Raw genomic sequence first — 14,809 nt, 5'->3', positions numbered from 1 at the left:
GCTACAGGATCGGGAATGTGGTGATCTGATCCTGATTACGGCCAAAAGTTCGATTTATTCAACAAAGCCCTTTGGGTGTTGCCGTAACACTTGAGCAAGAAAGCAACATCGTTATCCAGAACAATTCCCATGTTGCTGGCATTGCGCTGACGCAAGGTTATGGTTGGGCTGATACCACTGTTAATAATGGTAATACCTACGATACGAATATCACCGTTAATGATTCTGTTCTGACTTCAGGTTCATACAGTGAACTGAATAGTAATAGTTTTTATGGTCAGTCAGATAAACCTAGCGATTACGGTTCAAGAACCGACGGCGCAACAAATCCTGGCGATGATGTTGCGCTATCTGTAGCAGCAACTGCGCAAGATAACTCAATGAAGACTAACGCCGTCTTTAATAATTCCACGATTAAAGGCGATGTGACTTTCACAAGCACATTTGACAATAATTATTATAAGGGTGGCCACGACAGCAATGGCGACGGCAATCTTGATACTAATGGTTGGGATGACACCGACGAACTGAATTTGACCCTGGATAATGGCAGTAAATGGGTTGGTGCAGCGACTTCAAACGTCGACAAAGATTATACTTTGTATGACCGCGCGGCTAACAGCATCTGGCCGGATTCACTTTACAGCAACACAACCAACCTTTTAATCGGCGACAGCGTCTATCAGAGCGGTCTGTTCAATGTTGCTCTGAACAATGGTTCTGAGTGGGATACCACAAAGGTATCCAACATTGACAATCTGACCCTGAATAACCAGTCACAGCTGAATGTTGTTGATTCGACTCTGCTTGCAGACAACATCTCTCTGACAAATCAGTCAAGCCTGAAAATTGCAGCACACGGCGGCGTTGCAACTGACGCACTGATCCTGAACTCAGGCAGTAAAGCCACTCTGGCTGAAGAAACCGCTTCTTTGTACGCGAACACCATTGCCGTAGGTAATGGTTCTCAGCTGAACTTAGGCGCTGGTGAAGTTGATACTCACAATATGGTGCTGACTGATGACGGTACCTTCAACGTTGGCAGCCGTGAATATGTTCTGAACTCCGACATGAACAACGCCCGCGACAAAACTGCTGCGGATTACGTTTACGATCGCGGTACTATCGGTATGAATTCCGATGGCCACCTGGCGGTTAACGGCGTGACTAACGGTAACTATCAGGTTCGTATTGATAACGCAACCGGCGCAGGCCGCGTTGCAGATTATCAAAACAAAGAACTGATCCGAACTTACGGTGGCAACGCATCCTTCACTCACGCAAATACCGCTGATCTGGGTGCTTATAAGTATCAGGCAGAACAAGTTGGCGATACCGTTGTTCTGGCTAAACAAGGCATCACTTCTACCGCTAACGCGGCGCTGAGCCTGCCTTCTTCTAACGCTGCAACCTGGCATATGGAACAGGATACTCTGAGCAACCGTATGGATAGCTCGCGTCACCCCCAGGGTGATGACAAAGGCGGCGTATGGGTTAACTACTTTGGCGGTCAACAAAACGGCGACAATGGCGTTGTTGATTACGATCAGGACGTTAACGGCATCATGGTTGGTTTGGATAAAGTTACTGAAGGGGGTGGCGATCGTCAATTGCTGGTCGGTATGGCGGCGAGCTTCGCGAAATCCAGTCTGTCTATGGATAACGCAGATGTGGATACTGACAGCCAGTCAGCACGCGTTTACTCCAGCCTGGACTTCAAAAACGGCGTATTCTTTGATACCTCTCTGAGCTACAGCCACTTTAGCAACTCCACTGACAGCACCATGAGCGATGGTCAGCAGGTGTCGGGTGATAACTCAACAGATGCATGGGGCTTCGGTCTGAAAGCCGGTTATGACTGGAAATTCGCACCACAAGCTTACCTGACGCCGTATGCAAGCATCACCGGCGTCTTCATTGGCGATGATGACTACAGCATGAGCAACAACATGCGCGTCAGCGATCAGGCTTATGACAGCATGCGTTACGAGCTGGGTACCAACATCGGTTACACCTTCGACCTGGGTGCCGATCAGGCCATCAGCCCTTACGCAACACTGGCATACGTTTATGAAGATGCCAACAATGATGCAGATATCAACGGCGACCGTATCGATAACGGCATCGATGGTTCAGCAGTTCGCGTTGGTTTAGGCGGTCAGTTCGATATGAGCAAAAACTTCACCGTTTACGCGGGTGCTAACTACCTGGGCGGCAGCGATGTTGACCAGCCGTGGGCAGCAAACGTGGGTATGAAATACCGCTGGTAATTTCTGCCTGATCTCTGTCTGACGCAGAGTTAAGTAATCAAATGGCCCCTTTTCAGGGGCCATTTTTTTTGCTTTCAGCCCGAAAGCCGCGATTCAGAATTGGCTGGAATGACATTTACCCGGAAATAACTTCTACTAGACTTATCAATATCCTGAAGCGTCAGGATGAACATGGGGAGTTGTGGGATGAGTGTGATTAAAACGATTATTGTTTTGGCCGTTATTTACGCCGTTTTTCTTTTTTCCGGCTATGGTGTGACCGTCGGCAGCAGTGAAAATGCAGCGGGTCTTGGACTGAAATGCCAGTATCTCACCGCGCGCGGCATTGTCAGCTCGCAGTATATCCATTCCGACAGCGGCGTAATTGGCGTGGCTAACTGCCCGATTTTCAAGCAGGTCGGCGAAGTGGTTGATAATAAGTAGAGAAAAAATGTGGGTTGTTATGCCCGTCCCGGCGGCGGGCATAACAAAAGTATCAACTGTCGTGTCGGGTGAATTTCAGCTCAATGAGTGAAATAGCCTTTTCGATAGCGCGCTTAGTGACCGGATCCGCTCCGGCAGGATGTTTACTGAAATCAATGCTCTTCAGTTGGTGAGACATTTTCTCGCGAACTTCCGCTGGCGCAATAATTTCGATCACATCCAGAATTTGTTTGATAACCAGCTGGCACGCCACCAAATCAGATTCAATTTCCTGTTCTCTGTTTAAAGAATCGGACATCAGATACTCCTCCCACAAAAGCCATTCGTAAAAATTATGGTCGCGAGAATATCACGCACATGGATGAAATTCTCTATCCTCTCCTTTCTTGTATTTCGCCTCGCTATAACTGGACAAAGAATCAGCAAACGAATCCCGTTTTGTGTCGCTACCCGGACATTCCTTCTATGCTTAATCAGGTGACAACAAAGGAGGAGCACGATGTTCGCACTTGTTTTGACCATCTGTTATCTCGGCGGTGGATGCGAAGATTTGGTCGTGGATGCCTTTAATACGAAGGCGCAATGCACTGTCGCCATGCACCAGCAAGGTTTACGCCAGGCCGGCTGTTACCCTATTGAAGATTTTATTGATGGTTACTGGATCCCGGCACATGAGAATGCCGGATATTAGCCCTTGTGCCCGCTTTCACAACGTGGCAATAAAATATTTCATAAAGATTGCTAAAGTGTCAGAAGAACGGTATCAATACCCTGTTACTCATTGATATTTAACCATATTGACAGGGCAGGAAATGGCAATGACGATACGTAAAACTTATGGCTGCTTTCAGAAACTTCCCCTCGCAGTCCTTCTTTCCAGTGCCTTTCTGGCACCGTTTACCAGCTACGCTGCGACCGTTCCCGCAGGAGTTGAGCTGGCAGCAAAACAAGAAATCGTGCGCAATAACGGAAGTGAACCCGCCTCTCTCGATCCGCATAAAGTGGAAAGCGATGTTGAATTCAATATTCTGAGTGATCTGTTTGCGGGCCTGATTACCATTGATAACAAGGGCGATCCACAACCCTCGCTGGCCGCAAGCTGGGAAACGAAAGATCAGAAAACCTGGGTATTCCATTTACGCCCCGGCATTGTCTGGTCTGACGGTTCTCCGATTACCGCACAAGATGTTGTTTTCAGCTGGCGTCGTTTGATCGACACTAAAACCGCTTCACCTTACGAAAGTTATCTGGGCAGCATGCACGTCCTCAATGCCAGTGAAATCATCGCGGGCAAAAAAGCGGCTGACCAGTTAGGGATCAAAGCGCTGGATAAAAATACGCTGGAAGTCACCCTCGACCAGCCGCTTTCTTACTTCCTCGGCATGCTGGCGCACCCTTCACTTTCGCCAATCAGTCAGGAAGATGTCGAAAAATTCGGCGATAAATGGACTCAGCCCGGCAACCTCACCAGCAGCGGTCCTTTTAAACTGGATACCTGGACGGTTAACGAACGTATAACAGCAGTCCGTAATGCAACCTACTGGGATAACGCGCATACCGTCATCAATAAAGTGACCTATCTGCCAATTGCTTCCGGCACGGCGGATGTTAACCGTTACAAAGCCGGTGAAATAGACATTACCAATACCATTCCGGCACCCTTGTTTGCCTCGCTGAAAAAAGAGCTGGGTTCTCAGGTTCATGTCAGCCCGTATCTCGCGGTTTATTACTACGCGATGAACACACAGAAACCGCCATTTAACGATGTCCGCGTGCGTAAGGCGCTGAATCTGGCAATTGATAAATCGATTATTGCCGACAAAGTGCTGGGTCAGGGACAGACGCCAGCCTGGCATCTGACGCCGGATAACACCGGTGGATTTACATTTGCCAAACCGAAAGATGCCAGCCTGACGCAGGACCAGCGTAACGAAGAAGCGAAGAAATTGCTGAAAGAAGCCGGTTTTGGTCCGGATCATCCGCTGAAATTCAATCTTCTGTACAACACGTCAGAAGCCCATCAGCGTATTGCCATCGCGGCGGCGTCTATGTGGAAAAAAAATCTCGGCGTGGATGCCGTTTTGCAGAATCAGGAATGGAAAACCATGCTGGATACCATGCATCAGGGGACCTACGAAGTGGTTCGTTACGCCTGGATTGCGGACTACAACGAGCCGTCCACGTTCCTGAATACGCTGCGTACCGGCAACAGCGAAAATACACCTAAATTCAGCAATGCCACTTACGATCAGGCGCTGAACGATGCATTAAAAGCGACGGATAAAGCGGATGTTGGCAAAGCGTATCAGCAGGCAGAGCAGGTTCTGACGGACCAATCTCCGGTCATCCCGCTGTACCATTATGTAAGCACCCGTCTGGTGAAACCTTACGTCGGCGGCTTCAACGACAGCCTGCTCAATTACGTCTACACCAAAGATTTGTATGTGATTAAGCACTAACGCATTGCGCTCCCCCCCTTCCGGCCCACGTGCCGGAAGGAACTCATTTTCGCCCTGCTACCCGATCTCAGCCCGCGCACTTGCCACACGCCACTCAGATGGTAGATTGTACGTAAATCACACAAACGGGAGCTGTCATGAAATTCTCGCAAAGTGAGATCCAACCGCTTTGGGATGAAGTGGCGCGTATTATCGGTGATGGCGTGATTCAGATGCGTCACAGAGGGGAGCCTCTGAGTGCCGATGCGCTGATTGGTTATCTCGACGAGCAACTGGCCTGCGCCACCGGCGTTCAGCGTCGTATTTTACTTGGCGCGGCCATCAATATGTTAAAAGCCGACCGCCGTTCCTGAACAGGGGATAAACAAAATCCTCGTCGCCTTTTAGGAAACGAGTCACGAATAAATCCTGCAATTGCGTTCACTTAGGCTGCGATGCACGCCCCTGCGCGAATAAGAAAATGCGCTGAGTGATGTCATCCGTGCCGAGAATATTCCCTTTCTGCTCCAGATTTGCTTTGGTATAAGCCACATCGTGAGCCTGGTCTACCATGCTGATCACCCGATCGCGCGTAGGTTTATCCAGAATGCCCAGTAACGTGGTCAAAATTGCCTGATAAGCATTTGAAGCATAAGTCAGTTGTCTTTCACGTTGTTCCAGCGCGTCAATGCGAACCATCAGGGCCTGCAATTGTTCTTGATGCGTCATAGCGGCATCCTTCTTCACGGGTGGAAAATAACCGGATACAGCGAAGAAAGGGATCTTCGCCGGTTACTGATATTAAGTTTAGCAGACTTAAAAAAAGTGAAGACCCCGACCAGCGGGATGCAAAGTAAACCGATGTTCAATGAGCCGTTAACCGCTTCAGCAGTTGTAACCCGTCCTTATCCCAAACTCCCTCACGCCAGCAGGATTTTGCAGCACAAGGCGTAACATCAGCAGCACCTGCTTACAGATAGAAAAATGACAAACCAGCACCTGTTATGACATTTTCTGCCACAGCACTAATTGTTCATTCAGGGGAAATCAGGTGAAAAAAACAATCTTCGGCGCGGTCATGTGCAGCATATTACTGATGAGCTCATTTGCCCATGCAGCAGGTTGCCTTAAGGGCGCAGTCGTGGGAGGCGTTGCAGGGCATTTGAAACACCACGCGGTCATCGGCGCGGTGGCAGGTTGCGCTATCGGGCACCATCTTGCCGCGCAGGAAAAGAAACAGCAGGCCGCCGCTGCTGCGAAATAACCGGTAAAAATCAGGGCAGTTAATGCCCTGATATCACGTAAAAATTACGGCTCAGAGACCACCACGCGGTTACGGCCATCCTGTTTCGCTTTATACAGCGCTTCGTCGGCTCTTTTCAGCGACGTATCAGGATCGCCCTGCAAATAGTGCCAGTGCGCCACGCCCAGCGAAATCGTGATTGGCCGGATACCCGGCAGTTCCAGACTTTCAACATTTTCGCGAAGACGTTCAGCAATCATTTCCGCTTCAGCCAGCGCCGTGCGCGGCAATAGGACAAGAAACTCCTCTCCGCCAACCCTGCATAGAATGTCTGTTTCGCGCGCGTTATGGCGGATCTGCTCCGCCATTGATTTAATCACTTCATCGCCAACATCGTGGCCATAAGAATCGTTGATAGATTTGAAGTGATCGATATCCAGCGCAATGACTGAAAACTGCTGGCGCAGCTGCGCCACGGATTCCAGCGTCATGGCCAGCCCGCGCCGGTTAAACAGGCCGGTCATCGGGTCGGTTTGCGCTTCAAATTTCAGCTTACCGATTTTTTTCTGCAACAGACTGATACCAATCAGCAGCGCACGTTTCAGCTGGTTGGATTCAAAGTACCACGACGGAATTTCGCGGATATTAACCGAAACATCCGGGTTATCCATTTCGTTCGCATTGCGCGCCAGCAGCCACAGCGGACGGGCGATCAGCCGCGAGAACAACCAGACGGCAAGCAGTGTCAGGACGGCCAGCGGTGTCAGATGTTTAAGCACTTTAACCATCAGCCCTTCCAGCGGTTTCAGCGTGGCGTCGGTCGGACGAAGCGTCACAATCTCCCAGCCGGAAGAAGGCACAACCGCGTAACCGGCCAGCATCTGATCCCCGCCGACGCCTTCCACCATCAGGCTGCCGTTGGTCGCCGTTCGGACAATTTCTGTCATCGGATGTGGCTTCATCACCTCGCCGATACGGCTGGCGTCACGGTGATAAAGGATGCGCCGGTCTTCGTCGAGCACCGTGATGTAGGAACCGTCACGATAGAAATGCTCGCCCAGCAGTTCATTCAAAATGCTTTTTTGCTTCAGGTAAATGGTGCCGCCGATATACCCAAGGTACTTTCCGTCGGCGGTAAAAACCGGCGTCGAGATAATGATGACCAGGTTCTGCGCCGCAGAAATATAAGGTTTGCTGATCAGCGGGCGCCGTTCTTTCAGGGCTTCCACCGCGCCTGGCGTCGTCAGCACATGTCCGACAAGCTGTAAGCTGTCCGGCGATGTCGCCAGCACTTTTCCACGGGCATTGGTGATCACCACTGAATTGAAGCTGTCCGTCTGGTATTTGAGGCGAGCGGTTTCGGACTGAAGAATGGCAGGATCGTCAAAGTGGCCTGCCGCAATCACTGCGCTGTAGGCCAGTTGCTTTTGCATGCTTTTGATAAACTGTTCGGTACTGGACGCAAGCTTCGTCGCATAAACGCGATTTTCTTCAAGCGTATTGTCGATCAGCAACTGGCGCTGTACGCGATAGCTGGCATAAAAGCTGTTTGCAAGCGTCACGAAGGCGCTCATTACGGCTAAGATCAGAATCAGACGTCGCAGATCGATGCGGAACAGTGAGCTGGAGAGGAGTGAACGTAACAAAAGGTCCGTCCTGTGGCAAAAAGTCGCTCATATTTAACACCGCTGCCTGCGATGCACAATAAGACCGGTGAAATAAACCCTTACCCTGCTGAATCTCCGGTGAAAAAATTCAAAGCGCCGACAAAACTTAACGCAAATTAATTCTCTCTTTCTCTTCTAACTGAAATTCTTTTTTCTTAAACATGCCCGCTTTGCCCGGGAGCGACCTTTTCACAAACCTCAATTCTCTTGCTGTAAGTCATTGCCTGAATAATCGCTATATGATTTATTATACAGCGCTTGTTCGACGAGGATTTTGAAATGCAAAACCATTTTGGGAAAGGGCTAAAAGCGGGCCTGACCGCCGAAAGCGCGTGGCCTGCTGCGCAAGTATCAGGCTATTGCAAAGAGTATTTACGGGGCTTTGTGCTGGGATTTGCACACACCCGGGCGCAGATCACTGGTGATGATAACAATGCCGCATTCGAGGCGGGCGTTTTGTCGCGTAAATACAGTCTGGATAAAGATCTGGTGGCCGAGTTCTTTTCCGCCAGTGCGAAACATCCGTCCAGGGCATTTTTTCTGGTGGGCTACGAAGGCAAGCTGCAGGACAAGGACGATAATCAGCCGCAAAACCCGCTCAGCTAAACTGCCCCTCATACCCGTCAGCCATAAAAAACGGGAGCACCAGGCTCCCGTTATTCTGTTTCAGCGAACTGAAATTACATATTTGCGATCATGTCGTCGGCAAACTCGCTACATTTGCGCAGCTTAGCGCCTTCCATCAGACGTTCAAAATCGTAAGTCACAGTTTTGTTGGCGATAGCGCCTTCCATGCCTTTGACGATCAGGTCTGCGGCTTCGAACCATTCCATATGACGCAGCATCATTTCTGCGGACAGAATGATTGAGCCCGGGTTCACTTTGTCCTGACCGGCATATTTCGGTGCAGTACCGTGAGTGGCTTCGAACAGTGCGCAATCAGAACCGATGTTTGCGCCCGGTGCGATACCGATGCCGCCAACCTGCGCCGCCAGGGCGTCAGAGATGTAGTCACCGTTAAGGTTCATACACGCGATAACATCGTATTCAGCCGGACGCAGCAGGATTTGTTGCAGGAATGCGTCAGCAATAACGTCTTTAATGATGATGTCTTTGCCGTTGTTCGGGTTCTTAATTTTCACCCAAGGCCCGCCGTCGATCAGCTCACCGCCGAACTCTTCACGCGCCAGCTGGTAGCCCCAATCCTTGAAGGCACCTTCGGTGAACTTCATGATGTTGCCTTTATGAACCAGCGTCAGGGAGTCACGATCATTGGTAATGGTGTATTCAATCGCCGCACGAACCAGACGTTTGGTGCCTTCTTCGGAGCAAGGTTTGATACCGATACCACATTCCTGTGGGAAACGGATTTTCTTCACGCCCATTTCGTCTTGCAGGAATTTGATGACTTTGTCCGCTTCAGCAGAACCGGCTTTCCACTCGATACCTGCGTAGATATCTTCGGAGTTCTCACGGAAGATCACCATGTCGGTATCTTCAGGACGTTTTACCGGGCTTGGTGTGCCGGTGTAATAACGAACCGGACGCAGACAGATGTACAGGTCGAGTTGCTGGCGAAGTGCCACGTTCAGGGAGCGAATGCCGCCGCCAACCGGAGTGGTCAGCGGGCCTTTGATGGCAACACGGTAATCACGGATCAGGTCGAGAGTTTCTTCTGGCAGCCATACGTCCTTGCCGTACAGTTCTACGGATTTCTCGCCGGTGTAGATTTCCATCCAGGAGATTTTACGCTCGCCTTTGTAGGCTTTCTGAACAGCCGCATCAACGACTTTGATCATGGCAGGCGTCACGTCAACACCGATACCATCACCTTCAATGAATGGGATAACAGGATTATTAGGAATGACCAGTTTACCCTGAGCGTCTACTGTAATCTTTTTACCTTCAGCCGGAACAACTACTTTGCTTTCCATTAACCTCTCCTTCGAGCGCATTTTTGTTAAAAATTTGTAAGATGCCGGTCGATATTACTCGAATATTTCTCGCTAGCCAATCCGAAACATTTTTCAAGTATAATGCGCTAATTCTCTCTAACTTCAATGCCTATGAACCCGCTATCTTTTAAAAATCACAACGTTAAACGTTTCAGCAAAAGGCCAGCCAAAGAACAATCTGCCCCAAAAGGGCCGGTAAAGGTGATTCTTTTCAATAAACCGTTTGATGTACTGCCACAATTCACTGATGAGGCGGGTCGGGCCACACTTAAAGATTACATTTCATTAACAGATGTTTATGCCGCCGGGCGCCTCGACCGGGACAGCGAAGGTTTACTGGTGCTGACCAACGATGGCAAACTGCAGGCAGCACTGACACAGCCAGGTAAACGCACCGGCAAGATTTACTACGTGCAGGTCGAGGGAGTGCCGGATACCGCCGCCGTCGAAGCATTGCGCCACGGTATCACGCTGAAAGATGGCCCCACCCTGCCCGCCGGTGCTGAAATTGTCGGTGAGCCGGAATGGCTCTGGCCGCGCAATCCGCCAATTCGCGAACGTAAAGCGATCCCGACGACCTGGCTGAAAATCACTTTGTACGAGGGAAGGAACCGTCAGGTTCGTCGCATGACGGCACATGTCGGGTTCCCGACGTTACGCCTGATCCGCTACAGCATGGGCGAATTTTCCCTCGGCGACTTACAACCCGGTCAATGGAAGGAGATCCCGCATGTTTAAACCGCACGTCACCGTCGCCTGCGTCGTTCAGGCGCAGGGAAAGTTTCTGGTCGTTGAAGAAACCATTCACGGGAAAGTGACCTGGAATCAACCGGCTGGCCATCTCGAAGCTGACGAAACGCTGGTCAGCGCAGCAAAACGCGAGCTGTACGAAGAAACGGGTATTCACGCCGAACCGCAGTCTTTTCTCGGATTGCATCAGTGGCAGGCGCCGGACGGCACGCCGTTTCTGCGCTTCGCGTTTGTGATTGATTTACCGGAAATTCTGGACACCGCGCCACAGGATGACGATATCGATCAGTGCCGCTGGGTCAGTGCCGAAGACATTATCGGGTCGTCTCAGTTACGCTCACCGCTGGTGGCGGAAAGCATCCGCTGTTATCAGAAATCCCCGCGTTACCCTCTGGAAATTCTGCACAATTTTAATCTGCCGGAGTAAGCGCGCAGAAAAAGTCTTTCGCACCGGTTGTTGCCTCCTGTGAATCAGCAATGCAGCAACCGGCCTGACGTGATAAAATTTCGCGCTTCAGTATTTACGTAGTACCTCTCTGTTCGGGTTTCTGTGGTGTTTTTGTTGCGCGCGGCCTTCATCCTCGTGGGACAAGCATCAGAAAAACACCGTCAGTACCGGACAATTAATTCATGTGTTTCGGGACAATTATGTCTGACAACAGCCAGAAAAAAGTGATCGTCGGGATGTCCGGCGGTGTCGATTCCTCAGTCTCTGCGTACCTTCTGCAACAGCAGGGTTACCAGGTTGAGGGCCTCTTCATGAAAAATTGGGAAGAGGATGACGACGAAGAATATTGCACAGCAGCCACCGATCTTGCCGATGCGCAGGCCGTGTGCGACAAGCTGGGTATCGAACTGCACACCGTCAATTTCGCGGCGGAATATTGGGACAACGTGTTCGAATTATTCCTCGAGGAATATAAAGCCGGACGCACGCCAAACCCGGATATCCTGTGCAATAAAGAGATCAAATTCAAAGCCTTCCTGGAATTTGCCGCAGAAGATCTGGGCGCGGATTGCATCGCGACCGGTCACTACGTGCGCCGCCAGGATATCGACGGCATCAGCCACCTGCTGCGCGGCGTCGATGGCAATAAAGATCAAAGCTATTTCCTCTACACGCTGGGTCATGAGCAGGTTGCACAGAGCCTGTTCCCGGTCGGTGAGCTGGAAAAACCGGAAGTGCGCCGCATTGCCGAAGAGCTCGATCTCATCACCGCGAAGAAAAAAGACTCCACCGGCATTTGTTTTATCGGTGAGCGTAAATTCCGCGATTTCCTTGGCCGCTATCTGCCGGCGCAGCCTGGCGTGATTAAAAGCGTTGATGGTCAGGTGATGGGGCAACATCAGGGGCTGATGTACCACACGCTCGGCCAGCGCAAAGGTCTGGGCATCGGCGGCCAGAAAGAAGGTAGCGAAGAGCCGTGGTACACCGTTGAAAAGGATGTGGAAAACAACATTCTGTACGTTGCTCAGGGCCATGAACATCCGCGTCTGATGTCCGTCGGGCTGATTGCGCAACAGCTTCACTGGGTTGATCGCAAACCGCTGACCGCGCCGCTGACGTGCACCGTCAAAACCCGTTACCGTCAGGAAGACATTCCGTGCGTCGTCACGCCGCTGGGCGAAGACCGCATTGAAGTGCGCTTTGACGCGCCGGTTGCTGCCGTCACACCGGGCCAGTCTGCCGTGTTTTACCTTGGCGAAATCTGCCTCGGCGGCGGCGTCATTGAACAGCGCCTGCCGCTTCAGGCCTGATACAGCGCCAACAGGTGTATGAAATCGGGACGCTTTCGGGCGTCCCGCTTTTTTTCTGCCCGCCTGTGACGATCTGCACTGATTCCGAACTGTGTTTAGGGTCAGTTTTATGGCATGATCTGTCGCCATTAGTTTGGGCTATCTTCTTTGTCACTGCGTCTCATCGTTTCAAAACGCTTACAGGAGTAAACGTGGCTAAAAATTATTATGACATTACGCTGGCGTTGGCGGGGATCTGTCAGGCAGCGCGCCTGGTCCAGCAACTTGCCCATGAAGGCAATTGCGCTCAGGAAGAAATGTCAGTGTCACTGCGCAGCCTGCTGGAGATGAATCCGGCATCCACGCTGGCGGTATACGGTAATAATGAAGCTAACTTGAAGATGGGGCTGGAAACGCTGCTGGGCGTGCTGAACGCCAACCGTCAGGGGCCGGGCGCTGAGTTAACGCGTTACGCATTAAGCCTGATGGTGCTTGAGCGTAAGCTCTACGCCAATAAAGCCGCCATGAATCAGCTCGGTGAACGTATCGATCAGCTCGACCGCCAGCTGGCGCATTTCGAGCTCGAATCCGACACGATGATTAGCTCGCTGGCCTCAATTTATGTCGACGTCGTCAGCCCGGCAGGCCCGCGCATTCAGGTCACCGGTTCACCGGCAATTTTGCAAAATCCGCAGGTTCAGGCGAAGGTCCGCGCCATTTTACTGGCTGGCATCCGTTCCGCCGTGCTGTGGCACCAGGTGGGCGGTGGACGCCTGCAACTGATGTTTTCCCGTAATCGCTTGTTTGAACAGGCGAAAAGTATTCTCGCTCATTGTTAATAAGACCCCAGGAGTTGCTACCGATGGAATTATCCTCACTGACCGCCGTTTCCCCCGTTGATGGACGCTACGGTGATAAAGTCAGCGCGCTGCGTACTATTTTCAGCGAATTTGGCCTGCTGAAATTCCGTGTGCAGGTTGAAGTACGTTGGCTGCAAAAACTGGCAGCCTGTGCAGAAATCAAGGAAGTTCCTGCTTTTGATGCCGACGCAAACGCTTTCCTCGACCAGTTAGTGGCCAATTTTGATGTGAATGACGCTCAGCGCATTAAAGACATCGAAAAAACCACCAACCATGACGTCAAAGCGGTCGAGTATTTCCTGAAAGAAAAAGTGGCCGGTATCCCTGCCCTGCACGCGGTGTCCGAGTTCATTCACTTTGCCTGTACGTCTGAAGACATCAACAACCTTTCCCACGCGCTGATGCTGCAAACCGCGCGTCAGGACGTGGTGCTGCCGTACTGGAAACAGATCATTGATGGGATTAAAGATCTGGCGCACAAACACCGTGACATTCCGCTGCTGTCGCGCACCCACGGTCAGCCTGCTACGCCATCTACTATCGGTAAAGAGCTGGCTAACGTCGCCTACCGTATGGATCGCCAGTTCAGACAACTGCAAAACGTCGAAATCCTCGGCAAAATCAACGGTGCCGTTGGCAACTACAATGCCCACATCGTGGCGTACCCGGAAGTGGACTGGCATAAATTCAGCGAAGAGTTCGTGACTTCTCTGGGCATTAACTGGAATCCGTACACCACACAGATCGAGCCGCACGACTACATCGCTGAGCTGTTTGACTGCGTGGCGCGTTTCAACACCATCCTGATCGACTTCGACCGCGACATCTGGGGTTACATCGCCCTGAACCACTTCAAACAGCGCACTATTGCTGGCGAAATCGGTTCTTCTACCATGCCGCACAAAGTGAATCCGATTGACTTCGAAAACTCCGAAGGCAACCTTGGCTTGTCCAACGCGGTGTTGCAGCACCTGGCCAGCAAACTGCCGGTTTCCCGCTGGCAGCGTGACCTGACCGACTCCACCGTGCTGCGTAACCTCGGCGTGGGTCTGGGTTATGCGTTGATTGCGTATCAGGCCACCCTGAAAGGCGTCAGCAAGCTGGAAGTGAACGAAGCAAATCTGGCGAACGAACTGGATCACAACTGGGAAGTGCTGGCGGAACCAATCCAGACCGTGATGCGTCGTTATGGCATCGAAAAGCCATACGAGAAGCTGAAAGAGCTGACCCGTGGTAAACGTGTTGATGCAACAGGTATGCAGGCCTTTATTGATTCTCTGGAATTACCGGAAGAAGAGAAAGTCCGTCTGAAAGCCATGACGCCGGGCAATTACATTGGGCGCGCCACCACCATGGTTGATGAGCTGAAGTAAGTCTTTGCTCAGGCATTACATGTGGCCAATCTCAGGCGACCTCCGGGTCGCCTTTTTTTATGTGACCGCGGCGCGCAAAATGTCACTGCAAAA

15 protein-coding genes and 1 pseudogene are annotated in these 14,809 nt (G+C 51.2%); 12 read left to right on the top strand and 4 right to left on the bottom strand.

The annotated features are described in order from the left end of the window. Positions 1-71: 71 nt before the first annotated feature. Positions 72-2,270: pseudogene (locus tag J8X26_RS04425) on the top strand (autotransporter outer membrane beta-barrel domain-containing protein); the annotation flags it as partial. A 186-nt stretch (positions 2,271-2,456) separates the two neighbouring features. Continuing rightward, the gene (locus tag J8X26_RS04420) at positions 2,457-2,693 is read left to right on the top strand and encodes a YobH family protein (RefSeq protein WP_152325640.1); all 237 of its coding nucleotides are present in this window, start codon (positions 2,457-2,459) and stop codon (positions 2,691-2,693) included. A 52-nt stretch (positions 2,694-2,745) separates the two neighbouring features. On the opposite strand, the gene J8X26_RS04415 is transcribed toward J8X26_RS04420, so the two are convergent. Further along, positions 2,746-2,991: a DUF2766 family protein gene (locus J8X26_RS04415; protein ID WP_104922661.1), complete on the bottom strand. Its 246-nt coding sequence runs from the start codon at positions 2,989-2,991 to the stop codon at positions 2,746-2,748. A 201-nt stretch (positions 2,992-3,192) separates the two neighbouring features. On the opposite strand from J8X26_RS04415, the gene J8X26_RS04410 reads away from it, so the two are divergent. The 3 genes from J8X26_RS04410 to J8X26_RS04400 all read left to right on the top strand — a co-directional run bounded on the left by J8X26_RS04410 (position 3,193) and on the right by J8X26_RS04400 (position 5,505). Further along, a complete protein-coding gene (locus tag J8X26_RS04410; protein ID WP_152325639.1) occupies positions 3,193-3,384 on the top strand; it encodes a YebW family protein in 192 nt (63 codons plus the stop codon). Positions 3,385-3,511: 127 nt separating this feature from the next. Then, complete coding sequence (locus tag J8X26_RS04405; RefSeq protein ID WP_208950250.1) at positions 3,512-5,152, top strand: ABC transporter substrate-binding protein; 1,641 nt, start codon at positions 3,512-3,514, stop codon at positions 5,150-5,152. A gap of 137 nt (positions 5,153-5,289) precedes the next feature. Next, positions 5,290-5,505, top strand: a complete 216-nt coding sequence (locus J8X26_RS04400; protein WP_152325637.1) for a hypothetical protein — start codon at positions 5,290-5,292, stop codon at positions 5,503-5,505. A 67-nt stretch (positions 5,506-5,572) separates the two neighbouring features. Here the strand turns inward: J8X26_RS04400 and J8X26_RS04395 are convergent, their stop codons facing one another. After that, the gene (locus J8X26_RS04395; protein ID WP_208950249.1) at positions 5,573-5,860 is read right to left on the bottom strand and encodes a hypothetical protein; all 288 of its coding nucleotides are present in this window, start codon (positions 5,858-5,860) and stop codon (positions 5,573-5,575) included. 322 nt (positions 5,861-6,182) lie between these two features. Here J8X26_RS04395 and J8X26_RS04390 point away from each other — a divergent pair, with 322 nt between their 5' ends. Further along, positions 6,183-6,395: a hypothetical protein gene (locus J8X26_RS04390; RefSeq protein ID WP_371819734.1), complete on the top strand. Its 213-nt coding sequence runs from the start codon at positions 6,183-6,185 to the stop codon at positions 6,393-6,395. 44 nt (positions 6,396-6,439) lie between these two features. On the opposite strand, the gene J8X26_RS04385 is transcribed toward J8X26_RS04390, so the two are convergent. Then, positions 6,440-8,020 carry a sensor domain-containing diguanylate cyclase gene (locus J8X26_RS04385; RefSeq protein ID WP_244370333.1) on the bottom strand — a complete coding sequence of 527 codons (1,581 nt, stop codon included), beginning with the start codon at positions 8,018-8,020 and terminating at the stop codon, positions 6,440-6,442. Positions 8,021-8,320: 300 nt separating this feature from the next. Here J8X26_RS04385 and J8X26_RS04380 point away from each other — a divergent pair, with 300 nt between their 5' ends. Further along, entirely contained in the window at positions 8,321-8,647 is a 327-nt protein-coding gene (locus J8X26_RS04380; RefSeq protein WP_152325635.1) for a DUF2623 family protein, read from the top strand. Between the two features lie 74 nt (positions 8,648-8,721). Here J8X26_RS04380 and icd read toward each other — a convergent pair whose 3' ends face one another. After that, the gene (gene icd / locus J8X26_RS04375; RefSeq protein WP_095921371.1) at positions 8,722-9,975 is read right to left on the bottom strand and encodes an NADP-dependent isocitrate dehydrogenase; all 1,254 of its coding nucleotides are present in this window, start codon (positions 9,973-9,975) and stop codon (positions 8,722-8,724) included. A gap of 132 nt (positions 9,976-10,107) precedes the next feature. Between icd and rluE the strand changes: the two genes are divergently transcribed. The 5 genes from rluE (at position 10,108) to purB (ending at position 14,716) form a co-directional block, all read left to right on the top strand. Beyond that, positions 10,108-10,734, top strand: a complete 627-nt coding sequence (gene rluE / locus J8X26_RS04370) for a 23S rRNA pseudouridine(2457) synthase RluE (protein WP_152325634.1) — start codon at positions 10,108-10,110, stop codon at positions 10,732-10,734. Then, a complete protein-coding gene (locus tag J8X26_RS04365) occupies positions 10,727-11,173 on the top strand; it encodes an NUDIX hydrolase (RefSeq protein WP_101077163.1) in 447 nt (148 codons plus the stop codon). Before rluE ends, J8X26_RS04365 begins: the two co-directional genes overlap by 8 nt. 221 nt (positions 11,174-11,394) lie before the next feature. After that, the gene (mnmA, locus tag J8X26_RS04360) at positions 11,395-12,504 is read left to right on the top strand and encodes a tRNA 2-thiouridine(34) synthase MnmA (protein ID WP_208950248.1); all 1,110 of its coding nucleotides are present in this window, start codon (positions 11,395-11,397) and stop codon (positions 12,502-12,504) included. 191 nt (positions 12,505-12,695) lie between these two features. Then, positions 12,696-13,322 (top strand): high frequency lysogenization protein HflD, encoded by a 627-nt coding sequence (gene hflD / locus J8X26_RS04355; protein ID WP_165059645.1) that lies wholly within the window; start codon positions 12,696-12,698, stop codon positions 13,320-13,322. Positions 13,323-13,345: 23 nt separating this feature from the next. Beyond that, positions 13,346-14,716 (top strand): adenylosuccinate lyase, encoded by a 1,371-nt coding sequence (gene purB / locus J8X26_RS04350; RefSeq protein WP_208950247.1) that lies wholly within the window; start codon positions 13,346-13,348, stop codon positions 14,714-14,716. The last annotated feature ends 93 nt before the right edge of the window (positions 14,717-14,809 follow it).

It is taken from the genome of Rahnella sp. ChDrAdgB13 (assembly GCF_017655185.1).
In the GTDB taxonomy this organism is placed as follows: Bacteria; Pseudomonadota; Gammaproteobacteria; order Enterobacterales; family Enterobacteriaceae; genus Rahnella; species Rahnella contaminans.
This window is presented reverse-complemented; position numbering and strand designations above follow the sequence as displayed.

What these genes read in the sequence shown, in the direction of transcription:
- J8X26_RS04415 (WP_104922661.1), bottom strand. Translation starts at nt 2,991, where the DNA reads ATGTCCGATTCTTTAAACAGAGAACAGGAAATTGAATCTGATTTGGTG.
- J8X26_RS04365 (WP_101077163.1), top strand. Translation starts at nt 10,727, where the DNA reads ATGTTTAAACCGCACGTCACCGTCGCCTGCGTCGTTCAGGCGCAGGGA.
- mnmA (WP_208950248.1), top strand. Translation starts at nt 11,395, where the DNA reads ATGTCTGACAACAGCCAGAAAAAAGTGATCGTCGGGATGTCCGGCGGT.
- J8X26_RS04380 (WP_152325635.1), top strand. Translation starts at nt 8,321, where the DNA reads ATGCAAAACCATTTTGGGAAAGGGCTAAAAGCGGGCCTGACCGCCGAA.
- J8X26_RS04410 (WP_152325639.1), top strand. Translation starts at nt 3,193, where the DNA reads ATGTTCGCACTTGTTTTGACCATCTGTTATCTCGGCGGTGGATGCGAA.
- rluE (WP_152325634.1), top strand. Translation starts at nt 10,108, where the DNA reads ATGAACCCGCTATCTTTTAAAAATCACAACGTTAAACGTTTCAGCAAA.
- J8X26_RS04400 (WP_152325637.1), top strand. Translation starts at nt 5,290, where the DNA reads ATGAAATTCTCGCAAAGTGAGATCCAACCGCTTTGGGATGAAGTGGCG.
- J8X26_RS04395 (WP_208950249.1), bottom strand. Translation starts at nt 5,860, where the DNA reads ATGACGCATCAAGAACAATTGCAGGCCCTGATGGTTCGCATTGACGCG.
- purB (WP_208950247.1), top strand. Translation starts at nt 13,346, where the DNA reads ATGGAATTATCCTCACTGACCGCCGTTTCCCCCGTTGATGGACGCTAC.
- J8X26_RS04405 (WP_208950250.1), top strand. Translation starts at nt 3,512, where the DNA reads ATGACGATACGTAAAACTTATGGCTGCTTTCAGAAACTTCCCCTCGCA.
- J8X26_RS04420 (WP_152325640.1), top strand. Translation starts at nt 2,457, where the DNA reads ATGAGTGTGATTAAAACGATTATTGTTTTGGCCGTTATTTACGCCGTT.
- icd (WP_095921371.1), bottom strand. Translation starts at nt 9,975, where the DNA reads ATGGAAAGCAAAGTAGTTGTTCCGGCTGAAGGTAAAAAGATTACAGTA.